14 protein-coding genes and 1 pseudogene are annotated in these 13019 nt (G+C 71.7%); 3 read left to right on the top strand and 12 right to left on the bottom strand.

Features of this window, described 5'->3' with window-relative positions; all coding sequences use genetic code 11:
* The first annotated feature begins 231 nt into the window (after positions 1-231).
* On the top strand, positions 232-405 hold the full coding sequence (locus tag ACZ7BZ_RS30205) for a hypothetical protein (RefSeq protein WP_470361134.1): 174 nt from the start codon (positions 232-234) through the stop codon (positions 403-405).
* 39 nt (positions 406-444) lie between these two features.
* Here the strand turns inward: ACZ7BZ_RS30205 and ACZ7BZ_RS30200 are convergent.
* From ACZ7BZ_RS30200 to ACZ7BZ_RS30150, 11 genes and pseudogenes are all read right to left on the bottom strand, one after another.
* Positions 445-1088, bottom strand: a pseudogene (locus tag ACZ7BZ_RS30200) (LLM class flavin-dependent oxidoreductase); the annotation flags it as partial.
* 136 nt (positions 1089-1224) lie between these two features.
* On the bottom strand, positions 1225-1545 hold the full coding sequence (locus ACZ7BZ_RS30195; RefSeq protein ID WP_470361131.1) for a universal stress protein: 321 nt from the start codon (positions 1543-1545) through the stop codon (positions 1225-1227).
* Positions 1546-1758: 213 nt separating this feature from the next.
* The gene (locus ACZ7BZ_RS30190; protein ID WP_470361092.1) at positions 1759-3102 is read right to left on the bottom strand and encodes a hypothetical protein; all 1344 of its coding nucleotides are present in this window, start codon (positions 3100-3102) and stop codon (positions 1759-1761) included.
* On the bottom strand, positions 3095-4258 hold the full coding sequence (gene tal, locus ACZ7BZ_RS30185) for a transaldolase (RefSeq protein WP_470361091.1): 1164 nt from the start codon (positions 4256-4258) through the stop codon (positions 3095-3097). The genes ACZ7BZ_RS30190 and tal overlap by 8 nt, the downstream gene beginning before the upstream one ends.
* Positions 4259-4396: 138 nt before the next feature.
* Positions 4397-5080, bottom strand: coding sequence for a DsbA family oxidoreductase (locus ACZ7BZ_RS30180; protein ID WP_470361090.1), 684 nt, complete (start codon positions 5078-5080; stop codon positions 4397-4399).
* Between the two features lie 247 nt (positions 5081-5327).
* A complete protein-coding gene (locus tag ACZ7BZ_RS30175) occupies positions 5328-6281 on the bottom strand; it encodes an alpha/beta hydrolase (protein ID WP_470361089.1) in 954 nt (317 codons plus the stop codon).
* A complete protein-coding gene (locus ACZ7BZ_RS30170; RefSeq protein ID WP_470361088.1) occupies positions 6278-6781 on the bottom strand; it encodes an OsmC family protein in 504 nt (167 codons plus the stop codon). The genes ACZ7BZ_RS30175 and ACZ7BZ_RS30170 overlap by 4 nt, the downstream gene beginning before the upstream one ends.
* A gap of 50 nt (positions 6782-6831) precedes the next feature.
* Entirely contained in the window at positions 6832-7623 is a 792-nt protein-coding gene (locus ACZ7BZ_RS30165; RefSeq protein ID WP_470361087.1) for an alpha/beta hydrolase family protein, read from the bottom strand.
* 73 nt (positions 7624-7696) lie between these two features.
* Positions 7697-8272, bottom strand: a complete 576-nt coding sequence (locus ACZ7BZ_RS30160) for an NADPH-dependent FMN reductase (protein WP_470361086.1) — start codon at positions 8270-8272, stop codon at positions 7697-7699.
* Between the two features lie 114 nt (positions 8273-8386).
* Positions 8387-9844, bottom strand: coding sequence for a benzaldehyde dehydrogenase (locus tag ACZ7BZ_RS30155; protein WP_470361085.1), 1458 nt, complete (start codon positions 9842-9844; stop codon positions 8387-8389).
* 168 nt (positions 9845-10012) lie between these two features.
* A complete protein-coding gene (locus ACZ7BZ_RS30150) occupies positions 10013-10843 on the bottom strand; it encodes an alpha/beta fold hydrolase (RefSeq protein WP_470361084.1) in 831 nt (276 codons plus the stop codon).
* A 235-nt stretch (positions 10844-11078) separates the two neighbouring features.
* Here ACZ7BZ_RS30150 and ACZ7BZ_RS30145 point away from each other — a divergent pair, with 235 nt between their 5' ends.
* Complete coding sequence (locus ACZ7BZ_RS30145) at positions 11079-11774, top strand: TetR/AcrR family transcriptional regulator (RefSeq protein WP_470361083.1); 696 nt, start codon at positions 11079-11081, stop codon at positions 11772-11774.
* 55 nt (positions 11775-11829) lie between these two features.
* Here ACZ7BZ_RS30145 and ACZ7BZ_RS30140 read toward each other — a convergent pair whose 3' ends face one another.
* A complete protein-coding gene (locus ACZ7BZ_RS30140) occupies positions 11830-12069 on the bottom strand; it encodes a hypothetical protein (RefSeq protein ID WP_470361082.1) in 240 nt (79 codons plus the stop codon).
* 200 nt (positions 12070-12269) lie between these two features.
* Between ACZ7BZ_RS30140 and ACZ7BZ_RS30135 the strand changes: the two genes are divergently transcribed.
* Positions 12270-12998, top strand: a complete 729-nt coding sequence (locus ACZ7BZ_RS30135) for a SigB/SigF/SigG family RNA polymerase sigma factor (protein WP_470361081.1) — start codon at positions 12270-12272, stop codon at positions 12996-12998.
* The last annotated feature ends 21 nt before the right edge of the window (positions 12999-13019 follow it).

Below are 13019 nucleotides of genomic sequence, written 5' to 3'. Positions count from 1 at the left end.
GAAGACCGGCCGGCAGGACCCGGGCCGACCGGACGACTTCGTGAGCGTGGTCGGCCCGGGGCGTCCGGCGCCGCGAACCCCGGAGAGCGCGAGCCCCGGCGGGTGGGTCCTTCGACCCCACCCGCCGGGGCACATCGGGCCCCACCCCTGTGACCACGTCCAGCGAGACGGCGAGGGGATCCGCCCTGGTCCAGCAGCAGCCCCCGGGCGGTGCTTCGTGCCACGACGTCGGTGCCCAGCAGCCCCTCCAGCAGCCGGCCCTGCCCCGCCGAGGTCTCGTCCGCGGACGTCTGCCCGTCGAACAACTGCGCCGCCACACCGCGGGTGGCCCGCTCGATCGCCGCGATCTCGGCCTCGGTCGGCTGCTCGTCCGGGGCGATCACCATGAGGACGCCCAGCAGGTGACCGCGCTCCCGCAACGGCACGCAGTAGCGCTGCAGCAGGCCGGCGCTGGTAGTCGCCGACGTACTCGCGGGAGGACAGGGTGCGCTCGATCACCTGCTGCGGAGAGCCGACGGTGAGCGGGGTCTCCCGGGTGAACTCCTCCAGCGAGGGGCCGTGTCCGTAGACGGGGGCGTTGTCGAAGTAGGGCCGGAACTCGCGGAGCGCGTCCTGGGAGTTGCGCCGCATGAACACCTGGCCGCCGAGTCCGACGATGGCCTGCTCCTCCGTCCCGTGGCCGTGGTGGGCGAAGCGCCGGCGGTAGAGGGCCACCATCCGGCGGGTGTGCTCCTTGGGCCAGAAGATGTGGTTGTGGAAGAAACCGTCGCCGAAGAAGGCGGCCTGCTCCGCGATCTCGGGCGAGCGGATGGAGCCGTGCCAGACGAACGGTGCGACCCCGTCGAGCGGGCGCGGGGTGGCGGTGAACGCCTGCAGCGGAGTGCGGAACTTGCCCTCCCAGTCGACGACCTCGTCCTCCCAGAGTCTGCGCAGCAGGGCGTAGTTCTCCACGGCGAGGGCGAGGCCGTCGCGGATGTCCTGCCCGAACCACGGGTAGACCGGCCCGGTGTTGCCCCGCCCCATCATCAGGTCCACCCGGCCGTCCGCGAGATGCTGAGCACCGCGTAGTCCTCGGCGATCTTCCCCGGTCGGTCAGGTCGCCAAGGACTTCGACCTGCCCCTCGCCGAGTGCCCTCTGCGGGGGGCCGACTGGCGAAGGGGTTGCGGGGTGCCGCGTTGGACATGGCCGTGCGGTCGGCCTCGCGTCGTGTGTGCGGGCGGGGTTCAGGGGTGTGGGATGACGGCGGTGGGGACCTTCGAGTGGTGAATTACGGCGTGGGCCACGGGCCCTATGTGCAAGCCCAGTCGGGGGCGGCGGGTGCGTCGTCCGATGACCAGAAGGTGGGCATGGGCGGAAGCGGTGATCAGTGCGTGGGCCGCTGCGCCGGTCTGGATGTCCTCGGTGACGTCGATCGTGGGGAACCGTTCCCGCCAGTCGGCAACGGCATTGCTCAGCAGCTCGGTCTCCTCGTCTGGCGGCCTCGTCGGCCGCCCAGACCGCTGCGGCGCGGCTGCGGGACGAGCCGTCGACTGCGGCGAGAACAGGACGTGCCATGATCAGGTCTCCTCGTGCGGTGGGTCCGGAGCGGGTCCGGTGTGGCGTGCCCCGGGTGCGGATTGACGCGGAAATTGCCATCGATACGGCTTTGATGACGGAGCATCCGGCAGCACTGGGCCGGTACGGTCCGCGCTCGGTGGTCGGTTGGTGCCGGTGGCGCCCTGCCCACGTCGGGGTTGCCGCGGTTCGCCTCGGTCGGGCTAGGAACGCGCTCGTCCGAGGCCGCAGACCATTGCCCTTCCGTCGGCTGCGGTGAGCACGACGTCGGCCAGTTCCGTGCCCTCGCCGCGCGTGTGGACGGCGTCTGCGCGGCGGCCCGTTGCCCGGATGCCGCCGCCGGCGCTGATGGCGTCCAACTCGCCGTCGACCGTCACCGTGGTGAGGTCGTCACCGGATGTCGCGATACGTCCGCCGACCGTGACACGGCCGATCCGTCCGCCTTGCTTGATGCTGAGGGCGGTGGCCTGGAGTTGGACCTGTTCGCCGCGTACGAGGCTGGTGCCGGTGCCGCCCGAGGTGGTCAGGTCGCCGTGGACGTCCAGTTGTGGCAGGTCGCGGCTGACCTGGATGCCGATGGCTCCGTCGCCCGTGGTGGCGATGCTGTCGAAGGAGGCGTGCCGCAACGTTCCGTCGTAGAAGTTGAAGCCTCGTGCGCCGGTGCCGTGGGTGGTGACGGGGGCCCGGACGTCGAGGCGGTCCAGGTCCCCGAAGTTGACGAAGCCGATGCCGCTCGGCCCGTAGGTGGTGATCGTGGCGGTGGCTGTCCAGGACCGCGCCCGTCCCCAGTTGTCGAGTGCCATGTCATTGGCGCCATGGGTGGTGATGGTCCCGGTGTTGAGCACCTCGTCGACCACTGCGCCGAAGGAGAGGAAGACGGCGCCGCTGATCAGGTCGGGCGCGCCGGGCCGGATGCCGGCGTCGGTGTGGATCTGCCCGGTGCGCAGTGTCGTGACTCGGGTGGTGCCGCCGGGGACGGCAGCGTCCTGGTCGGCGTGTCCGCCGATGAAGATGCCGCTGCCGCGGACCGGGTGAGTGGCGCTGCCGACGCTGATGTCGAGCAGTTCGGCGGTGATCTCGGCGCCAGGGTCGGAGTGCTGGTTCCAGAGGGTGAAGGCTCCTTGGAGGGTGTCGACACCGAAGCCGTGCGGGCGGTCGGTCCGGCCGCGCAGGTCGGCGGCCTCGACGGTCAGGCCGTCGACGTGGACGTGGCCGGAGCGGACGGCGTCGCGGGCGAGGAGCAGTACCTGTCCGCTGGTGCGCACGCGTCTCAGTGTGAGGCTACCGAGGGTGGTGACCGTGGTGTCGTTGAGGATGGCCGCCTCGTGCTCGGGGGCGCGGATCGTCACGTCCTCCAGGGTGTTGTCCTGGGTCAGGCGTAGGCCCTTCGCACCGAACTCGAGGGTGCCGCCGCGCAACCTGGTGCCGGGGGGCAGTGTGAGCATCGGCATGCCGTGGATCACGGTGTCGACGTGGATGGCGGGTGCGCATTCGTCGATGGCGGCGGCGAGTTGAGCGGCCGTGGACACGTGCTTCCACTCAGTCACGGTGGTCTCCTGCCGGGCGGGGCTCGATGGTGTCGGCGGCAGTGGCGGTGAGGCGGATGAAGGCGGCGGTGGTGGAGTCGAGCAGGTCGTTCCAGGACCGGGTGAACTTCTCGATGCCTTCGTCTTCGAGGAGTTGGACGACGTCGTCGTAGGAGATGCCGAGTCGGGCGAGGGTGTCGAGGTCGGCGCGGGCCTGCGCGTAGGTGCCGGTGACGGTGTCGCCGGTGATGTGTCCGTGATCGGCGACTGCCCGCAGGGTGTCCTCGCGCATGGTGTTGACGGTGCCCGGTGCGACGAGTTCGTCGACGTACAGGGTGTCCTTGTAGGCAGGGTCCTTGACGCTGGTGGAGGCCCAGAGGGGTCGCTGCCGGTTGGCGCCGGCCTTCTCCAGCCGGGTCCACCGTTCGCCGACGAGGAACTCCCGGTACGTCTGGTAGGCGAGGCGGGCGTTGGCCACTGCGGCCTTTCCGCGGGCCTGTCGGGCGGCGGGAGTGCCCAGGCCGTTCAGACGCCTGTCGACTTCGGTGTCGATGCGGGAGACGAAGAACGATGCCACTGAGTGGATCCCGGACAGGTTCTGGCCGGCGGCACCGGCCTTCTCGAGACCGGCGCAGTAGGCGTCGATGACCTCGCGGTAGCGGCTGACGGAGAAGATCAGGGTGACGTTGACGCTGATGCCGGATGCGATCACCTCGGTGATGGCGGGCAGGCCCGCCTTGGTGGCCGGGATCTTGACGAGGACGTTCGGGCGCTCCACGAGGCGGGCCAGCTGCTTGGCTTCGGCGATGGTGGCCCTGGTGTTGTGGGCCAGGCGCGGGTCGACCTCGATGGAGACGTGGCCGTCGTGGCCGTCGGTGGCGTCGAAGACGGGGCGGAGGATGTCGGCGGCGTCGCGGACATCCGCCGTGGTGACCAGGCGGATGGCCTCTTCGGCGGTGACATCGAGGTTGAGGGCGGCGAGTTCGGCGAGCTCGCCGTTGTATTCGTCTCCGTGGGCGATGGCCGTGCGGAAGATGGACGGGTTGGTGGTGACGCCCGTGACGTAGCGGTTGCGCACGAGGTCGGCGAGGTTTCCGGAGGTGATGCGGGCGCGGGACAGGTCGTCCAGCCAGATCGCGACGGCTTCGTCGGCCAGGCGTTTGAGGTTGTCGGTCATGAAGGTACGTCTCCTGGTGGGGTGTGCCGGTCGCCCGGGGCGGCGGGAAGGACTGGGCCGCTGCCCCGGGGAGGTCTCCCGCAGCGCGGGCCGGGGCCCGCAGGGGCCTGGTGGTGGGGTGCTCGGGCGCCGGCCGGGTCAGATCGCGCAGCTGTCGGCCGCGCAGGCGCCGGTGTCGGGAGTGGAAGGTGCGCTCTGGGCGGCAACGTCCTGGAGGACCTTGCGGAAGGTGGCGGCGGACTGTGCACCACGCACAGCGAGGCGGCCGTCGAACACGAAGGTCGGCACGGCCCGGACGCCGATCTGGTCCGCGTGGCGCATCTCGGCCTTGACCTCTTCCGTGCCGGTGTCGTCGGCGAGGTCGGTCCTCGCCTGGTCGGGGTCCATCCCCGCCTGCCGGGCGAGCATGACGAGGGTGTCCAGGTCGGCCACGTTGCCGCCGTCGGCGAGGTAGGTGCGCATGAGCGCGTGCTTGACCGCGCGCTGGACGCCCGCGTCGTAGTCGCGTTCGGCGAGCCACACGAGTCGGTGTGCGGGCAGGGTGTTGACCGCGAGTGCCCGCTCCAGGTCGAGGTGGAGCCCTTCCTCGGTGGCGACGTCGGCGGTCCGCGCGTGGTCGTCGCGGAAGGCGAGGCCGCCGCGGGCGAGGTAGTAGTCGAGGAGTGGCTGCGGCTCGTACGACATGGTCGGGTTGAGCTGGTAGGGGCGGTAGGACACCTCGACATCGGCCTTGCCGGGGAATTCCTCCAGGGCGCGTTCGAACCGGACCTGTCCGATGTAGCACCACGGGCAGGCGATGTCGCTGAAGATCTCGACCTTCATGTGTTCGTCCTCCTTTGCTTTCAGCGGGTTGGCCCGGAAGGTCACGGCGTTGGACGTGATGGTCCTGACGGCAGGAAGCCGAAGTTCAGCCCGTCCCGAGCGGCGGGTTCGTCGGTGACGGGGCGGTCGGTGGCGTTGGCGGCCGCCGAGGGCATGAGACGGCCAGATGCCGGGAACCCTCGCTCCGGCCCTCTCCGGGTGGTGGGACGATCCGGGACTGGATCGGGGTGGTGCCTGCGGGTTCCTGTCACTGCGGGTTGTCGAGGTGCTCGGTGATGAGGCCGATGAGGTCGGCCTGGATCGCCGGGCTGGTCTTCGTGGCCAGCCACAGGAGGTGGAAGGCTCCTTCGAGCCGCCGCTGCCGGACGGGCACCCCGGCGGCGGCCATGGCCCGGGCGTAGTGCTCGCCCTCGTCGCGCAGCGGGTCGAGTCCGGCGGTCACGACGAGCGCCGGGGGCAGGCCGGTGAGGTCCGGGGCCAGCGCCGGGGCGGCGCGAGGGTCGCTGCGGTCCTGCGGGTCGGGCACGTACTGGTCGGCGAACCAGGCGAGCAGCTCGGTGGTGAGGTAGAAGCCCTCGCCGAGTCGACGGCGGCTCACGGTGTCGGCCTGCGGCGGGTACAGGGTCTGGGGGACGATCAACACCTGCGCGGCGAGGGCCGCTTCGCCGGTGCGGGCCAGCTGGGCCGTGACGGCGGCCAGGGCGGCTCCGGCGCTGTCCCCGGCAACCGAGAGCTTCTCCGGATCGATGCCGAACTGCCCGGCGTGCGCGGCGACATGGCGGGCCGCAACCTCGGCGTCGTCGACGGCGGCCGGGAACGGGTGCTCGGGGGCGAGGCGGTAGTCGACGGACAGCACCACGTGCCCGGTGCCGGTGGCCAGGGCCCGCAGGAATCCGTCGTGGCTGCGGTCGCCGTCGATGACGAACCCGCCGCCGTGGAAGTACAGCAGCCCCGGCTGCGGTCCCGCGCCGAGGGTCGGCCGGTACACCGTCAGCGCGATCGGGCCGCCGGGACCCGGCACCGTGGTGGTCTTCACCTCGGCCACGGGCGGCGGCGGTCCGATCACCGCCGCGAGGGCGGGACCGGCCCGCGCCTGCGCCGCATCGGTGGGCGGGTGGCCGCTGTGGCCGTGCGCGGCGATGACCGCGAGCGCGGCGCGGGTGTCCGTCGTGTAGTCCGGCGCCGCAGGCTCGGCGGTCACGGCTGGGCCGGGGCTTCGGTGGTGCTGACGACCGCGCCCGCGGTCAGGGTGCGATGCACGGGGCAGTGTTCGGCGATCTCCATCAGGCGCCTTCGCTGGTCGGAGTCGAGGTCGCCGTCGAGGCGGATCGTCCGGGTGATCCTGGAGACGAGAGCGCCCGCGCCGGCGTTGTCGCACTCGGCGCAGTCCGCGGCGTGGACGCGCTCGTGGCGCAGGGAGACGGTCACCTGGTCGAGGGGCCAGCCCTTGCGGTCGGCGTACGTGCGCACCGTCATGGACGTGCAGCTGCCCAGGGCGGCGAGGAGCAGGTCGTAGGGGCCGGGGCCGGTGTCCTGTCCGTCGGGCCGGGGCTCGTCGGCGGCCAGGAGGTGCCGGCCGGCTCTGACCGACTGGCCGTAGGGCCGGGCTCCGTTCTCGGTCACGATGACGAGGCCGGGTTCCGGTCTTCCGAGGCCTGCCGACAGGGTGGTCACCTGCGGGGCGGTGGCGTGTTCGGGCATGTCGGTCTCTCCCTGGGTTCGTGGGGTGGCGGGTTGTCGGCCGGTCGCCGTCACGCCGTGGCGGACGTGGTCGGGAGGGGTCGGGTGTAGCGGGTGGCCCAGACGGCGAGGACGGCGGCGACGTACTCGGCGTCCGCGTGTCGGCTCAGCAGGTGGTCGGCACCGGGCAGTGTGACGTAGGACTTGGGGTGGCGGGCGGTCTGGAAGATCTGCCGTGCGTTGTCGACGTCGACGGTCCGGTCGGTCGGGGAGTGCATGACGAGCAGGGCCGCGTTCAGGGTGCGGATGCGCATGGCCTGGGGCTGAGCGAGCAGGTCGTCGATGAACTGTCGACGGATGCGGAAGATCCGGCCTGCCAGGTCGATGTCGGCTTCACCGTGCTCGGTGATCTCCGCCCGGTGGGGCGCGAACTGGTGGGCGACGTGGCCGGGTTCGGCCGGGGCGCCGATCGTCGCGACCGCCCGCACTTCGGGGATGCAGTGGGTGGCGGCGATCGCGGCGGCTCCGCCGAGGGAGTGCCCGATGAGCAGGGACGGGGCCTGGTGGTGGTCGCGAAGGTGGTCGGCGGCGCGGACGATGTCGGCGACGTCGGAGCTGAAGGTGGTGTCGGCGAAGTCGCCGTCGGAGTGGCCGAGTCCGGTGAGGTCGAAGCGCAGGACGGCGAGGCCGTGCGTGGTGAGGGCTTTGGAGATGCGGGAGGCGGCGTGGCTGTCCTTGCCGCAGGTGAAGCAGTGCGCGAACACCGCGTACGCCGTCGGGGTGTCCTCTGGTAGTTCGAGGGTCGCCGCCAGCGGAGCGCCCTGGGATCCCGGGAACGTGAAGTTGCTGCTGGACCTGGTCACCGCCGTCCTCCTTCTTCGTGGTCTCGGACCTGGACGCCGGCCCTCCCGGTGACGGGCGGCGCGGCGTGGGCTGTCAGACGGCGTGGGCCGGGGAGTTGACCTCGGCCAGGACGACGAGTTCGGCCAGCAGTGCCTGCAGCAGGCTCTCGGTGAGGTCGTCGCCGGTGAAGTTGCCGTCGGCGTCGAAGCGGTGGTGGGACTGGAAGACGGTGACCTCCGGGTGGGCGACGACCGGGGTCTGGATGCGGTGCAGGATCTGGCGCAGGACGAGCTGGCCGCGGGCGGTGCCGAACTGGGAGGGGGAGGCGCCGAGGATGGCGGTGGGCTTGCCGCGCAGGGCGTGCCGGCCGGCGGGGCGGGAGAGCCAGTCGAGGGCGTTCATCAGGACACCGGGGATCGCGGAGTTGTACTCCGGGGTGGCGATGATGACGCCGTCGGCCTCCCGCACGCGGCGGCGCAGGTCGGCGACCGCGGCGGGTTCGGGGCCGTTTTCGAGGTCCTGGTCGAAGTGGGGCAGGGTGCCGACTCCGTCGTGGAGGTCGATGGTGACGCCGGCGGGGGCGAGGGTCCGGACGGCGCGCAGCAGGCCGGTGTTGTGGGAGGTGCGGCGCAGGCTGCCGGAGATGGCGAGGAAGGTCAGGTCGGACATCGCGGGGTGCTCTTTCGGTGACTGCGGGAGGAGGGGGCGCGGGGCCGGCCCGGCACCGTGGTCGGTGCGGGGCCGGCCCGTGGCCGGCGACGGCGTGGGCCGTGGGTGGCTACGTCACATCGGGTAGACGGGCTGGTTCGCGCGCACGGTGATCCAGCGGGTCTCGGTGAAGGCCTCGATGTTGGCCTCGCCGCCGAAGCGGGCGCCGGTGCCGGACCAGCCGACGCCGCCGAAGGGGATGAGGGCGTCGTCGTTGATGGTCTGGTCGTTGATGTGCACCAGGCCGCTCGGGATGCGCTCGGCCAGTTCCAGGCCGGCCATGACGTCGCGGGTGAGGATGGCGAGGGAGAGGCCGTACTGGTCGTCGGCGGCGAGCTGCGCGGCCTCGTCCACGGTGGTGAAGGTGCGCACCGGCACGACGGGGCCGAAGACCTCCTCGGCGTAGGCGGGGGCGTCGTCGGGGACGTCGACGAGGACGGTGGGGCGGTAGAAGAGGTTGTCGTAGGTGCCGCCGGCCAGCACGCGGGCGCCGGCTTCGATGCTGGCGGTGACCTGCGAGTGGATGATGTCGCGCTGGTGGGCGTTGATCAGCGGGCCGAGGTCGACGTCGGAGGACGCAGGGTCGCCGACAGAGAGCTGCTCGGCCTTCGCCGCGAGGCGGGCGGTGAACTCCTCGGCGATGTCGGCGTGGACCAGGATGCGGCCGGTGGCCATGCAGACCTGGCCCTGGTTGAAGAAGGAGCCCCAGGCGACCGTGGAGACGGCGCGCTCCAGGTCCGCGTCCGGGAGCACGATCATCGCGTTGTTGCCGCCGAGTTCGAGGTGGGCGCGCTTGACAGCGCGGGCGGCGGCCTCGCCGACCTTGCGGCCGGCCCCGGTGGAGCCGGTGAAGGAGATGACGCGCACGTGCGGGTCGTCGACCAGCGCCGCGCCGGCGGCGCCGTCGCCGGGGACCATGGTGAGGACGCCCTGCGGCAGGCCGGCCTCTTCGAAGATCCGCATGATGGTGACGCCGCCGGACACGGCGGTGCGCGGGTCGGGCTTGAGGACGACGGTGTTGCCGAGTGCGAGGGCCGGGGCGACGGAGCGGATCGCCAGGATCAGCGGCACGTTGAACGGCGAGATGACGCCGACGACGCCGGCGGGCATCCGGCGGGTCATGCTCAGGCGCGGCTCGGTGGAGGGCATGACCTGCCCGATCGGGTGCGAGCACAGCACGGCCGCCTCGTAGCACTCCTGCTCGGCCTGGTCGGTCTCGAAGACGGCCCGGGCGCGGGTGCTGCCGCTCTCGCGGATCAACCAGTCCTGGATCTCGGGTGCGGTGGCGGCGAACAGTTCGGCCGCGCGCCGCAGGATGGCGGCGCGTTCGGTGTGCGGGGTGGCGGCCCAGTCGCGCTGGACGTCGGCGGCGCGGGAGGCCGCACGGGCGATGTCGCTCGCGTCGCCGGAGCCGATGTGCTCCAGGGTCTCGCCGGTCGACGGGTTGACGACGGCCGTCTTGCCGCCGGCGGCGTCGTGCCAGCCGTCGATGTTGATCTTTCCGGACCACCGGGCGGAGTCGAACAGGTTCATGGCTTCCTCGAAATCGTGGCACGTCCGCCCAGAGGGCGGGACACGTGTCGGTTCAGGCGAGCTGCGGGCGGCCCGCCCGGCGGCTCGGGGGGGCACCGGCCGGGGGGCCGGGTCCGCGCGGCAGACCCGGCTACGGGGGTACGGGTCCTGCCGCGCGGAGTCACGGGGTCAGCGGGTGGCGCGGTACGCCTGCTTGATCACGTCCGTGACCGCGGCGGGGTGGCTGACCATGACGGCGTGGGAGCTGCGGACCTCGGTGACGTGGGCGCCCGCGCGCTTGGCCATGAAGCGCTCCAGGCTCGGGGCGATGGCGTGGTCGTTGGTGGCGACCACGGCCCAGGACGGGATCGTCTTCCACGCGGCGTGCTTGGCCGGCTGTCCGAACGCCTCGGCGGCGATGGGTCGCTGGGAGACGGCCATGAGGGCCGCGGTCTTCGCGGGCACGTCACCGGCGAACGCGTCGGCGAACTTGGCCGGGTCCAGCATGACCTCGGTGCCGGTGGTCCCGTCGGGCCGGGTGAACTGGAACGCCTGCTGCGGCAGCGGCGGCACGCTCGCGTCCGGGTGCTGCTCCAGCAGACCGCCGAGCGTCTCGCCCTGGTCGGGCGCGAAGGCGGCGACGTAGACCAGCGCCTTGACCTCGGGGACGTCGGCAGCCGCGTCGGTGATGACGGCGCCGCCGTAGGAGTGGCCGACGAGGATCTTCGGGCCCTTGATGCCCTTGAGCAGACCCTCCAGGTAGGCGGTGTCGTAGTCCAGGCCGCGCAGCGGGTTGGCGATCGCCTGGACCGGGAAGCCCTGGTGGCGCAGCTGGCTGGCGGTGTCGTTCCAGCCGGAGGCGTCGGCGAAGGCCCCGTGAACGAGGACCACGGTGGGCTTGGGCGCCGAGCTGCCCTGCTCCTCCGCGACGGCGGGCGACAGGGAGGTGAGGGAGGCGACCACCGCCGCCGCGGTGGCGGCGACTGCGGCGGCACGACCGGTGTGCTTCTCGGTGCTCATGGGATTCCTTGCGTGTTTCATGCGGCGGACGCCGCGAATGGATGGCCGGACCGCGTCTGTCTCCGCTCCCGGCACGGGGACGGGCGGCAGCCTGGTATCTGCTGCCCCAGTGGCGCGCCGTCCCGGCGGGACAACCATGCACCACAAGTTTCGTTACAGTCAATTGATGAAACTAAACTGCTGCCTGCGCGACCCACGGCTGGCTAGTGTGGGTGCCGACAGGAAGGGACATGCCGTGAGCAGCAAGGACCAGACGAGCGCCGGTCGCAACCGCCGCCCGCACTCCAAGGCGGGGACAGAGGCAGCCGCACCCGAGCAGGAGCGCGCGCCCCATCCCGGTGGCAGGCCGCGGGATCCGGCGATCGAGGAGGCGATCCTCCAGGCCACCCGCAAACGTCTCGCCACCGATGGCTACTCGCGGATGACGATCGGCGACGTCGTGGCGGACGCGGGTGTGACGCGCCCCACGCTGTACCGGCGCTGGCCGAACAAGTACGAGCTGGTGGTGGACGCGCTCCACTACGGCCTGCAGCGGCAGCGTGAGGCGTACCCGCCCATGGACGTGGACGCGATGGCGCCCGTGGAGGCGTTCACCGAGGCCATCAGGCGCCTGGACCCCCGCTATCACAACGAGCGGGCCATGTCGCTGCACGGCAACTTCATGGGCGAGGCCGAGCGCGAGCCGACGCTGTTCGAGCAGATGCGCGAGCACGGCAACAAGCCGCGCTGCGCGGAGCTGATGCAGACCCTGCGCCACTTGCAGGACGCCGGCGCGGTACGCGACGACGCCGACCTCGACACCGTGGTCGTGCTCTGTTTCGGCAGCTACTTCGGCGACTACCTGCAGACGGGGGCACCCGTGCCCGCCGACCACGCGGAACGCGTGGTGGCGGTGCTGTGGCCCACGATCCGGGCAGACGAGCATGAGTGACTCCCGACGGGCTGGAAGACCGTGCCGACTCCCGAATGCCTGACAGGCACGGCGATCACGAGGAGGTGCCGCGAAGCGGGACCTGCGCGCCTGGCATGACGCGCGCAGGTGCCCCGAATCGGTCGCCCTCGGCCGCCGGGGTGATCAGGCCGGCGATCTCCTCGCCGCACCCGAGCATCGCGGTGTGGCCCGCCGCGACCTCCACCGAGACGGCGCCGATCCGCGCCGCCGTCTCCCGCTGCCCCCGCGCCGGTACGATCCGGTCCCCCGTGGCGACGGCGAAATAGCACCGCACCGCCTTCCAGCCCGGCGGCCGCCCCCACCCGCACCTCGTACGGACGGACGGCATCCCGCCGCCCACGACCGCACCTTCCCCTGTCCGCGGTTCGGGCGTCGGACGGGGAACAGGCCGACCCGGCCTCGCTCCCCCACCCACGAGCCCTCCCCAACGGCGAAGCCCGGGACCTCTCCCGGCCACTTCTGGTGCGGCTGGCGGTGCTGGTACAGGACACACCGGCGCATTCCCTGGTGCGCGCGACCCTGATCGAACTCAACCTCTCCCTCGTCAGGTTCGCCGCCCGCCGCCTCGGCACTCGGCCGGCGGCCTACGAAGAGGTCCTGCAAGTCGGCACGATCGGCCTGATCAACGCCATCGACCGCTTCGACCCCGCACGGGGTGTGGAGTTCGCCAGCTTCGCGATGCCCACCATCGTCGGCGAGATCAAGCACTTCTTCCGCGACTCCACGTGGGCCGTCCATGTGCCACGACGCCTCCGAGACCTGCGTTTCACGCTGGCCGACGCCCGGGCCCACCTCGAACAGGACCTCGGACACGCCCCGACCGCGGCGGACCTTGCCGAACACCTCTCGATCAGTCCGGCAGACGTTCTCGACGCGCTCACCGCCGGCAACGCCTCCACCGCCACCTCGCTGGACGCGCTCCTGGAAGCCGGACTCCGACAGGGAGATCTTGAGCGCACGTTCGGCTTCGACGATGCCCGCCTGCCCCTGGTCGACGAGCTCCAGTCACTGCGGCCGTTGATCGCCTGCCTCACCGGACGCGAGCGCCTGATCCTTCACCTGCGCTTCGTCGAGGAACTGTCCCAGACCGCCATCGCCCAGCGCATCGGAGTCTCCCAGATGCAGGTCTCCCGACTGCTCTCGCGCATCCTTTCCACCCTGCGTGCCGGCCTGATCGGCGAGCGGACCATGCCCCGTCCCTGAACCGTCCACCGGTTTCCGGGC

It is taken from the genome of Kitasatospora sp. NPDC036934, assembly GCF_055608425.1.
Note: the sequence above shows the minus strand (reverse complement) of the source record. Positions and strands in the feature narration are given on the sequence as shown.

Bases quoted from the DNA above. Each gene is read 5' to 3' on its own strand.
- tal (WP_470361091.1), bottom strand. From the start codon at position 4,258: ATGACCGACAACCTCAAACGCCTGGCCGACGAAGCCGTCGCGATCTGG.
- ACZ7BZ_RS30180 (WP_470361090.1), bottom strand. From the start codon at position 5,080: ATGAAGGTCGAGATCTTCAGCGACATCGCCTGCCCGTGGTGCTACATC.
- ACZ7BZ_RS30170 (WP_470361088.1), bottom strand. From the start codon at position 6,781: ATGCCCGAACACGCCACCGCCCCGCAGGTGACCACCCTGTCGGCAGGC.
- ACZ7BZ_RS30160 (WP_470361086.1), bottom strand. From the start codon at position 8,272: ATGTCCGACCTGACCTTCCTCGCCATCTCCGGCAGCCTGCGCCGCACC.
- ACZ7BZ_RS30155 (WP_470361085.1), bottom strand. From the start codon at position 9,844: ATGAACCTGTTCGACTCCGCCCGGTGGTCCGGAAAGATCAACATCGAC.
- ACZ7BZ_RS30150 (WP_470361084.1), bottom strand. From the start codon at position 10,843: ATGAGCACCGAGAAGCACACCGGTCGTGCCGCCGCAGTCGCCGCCACC.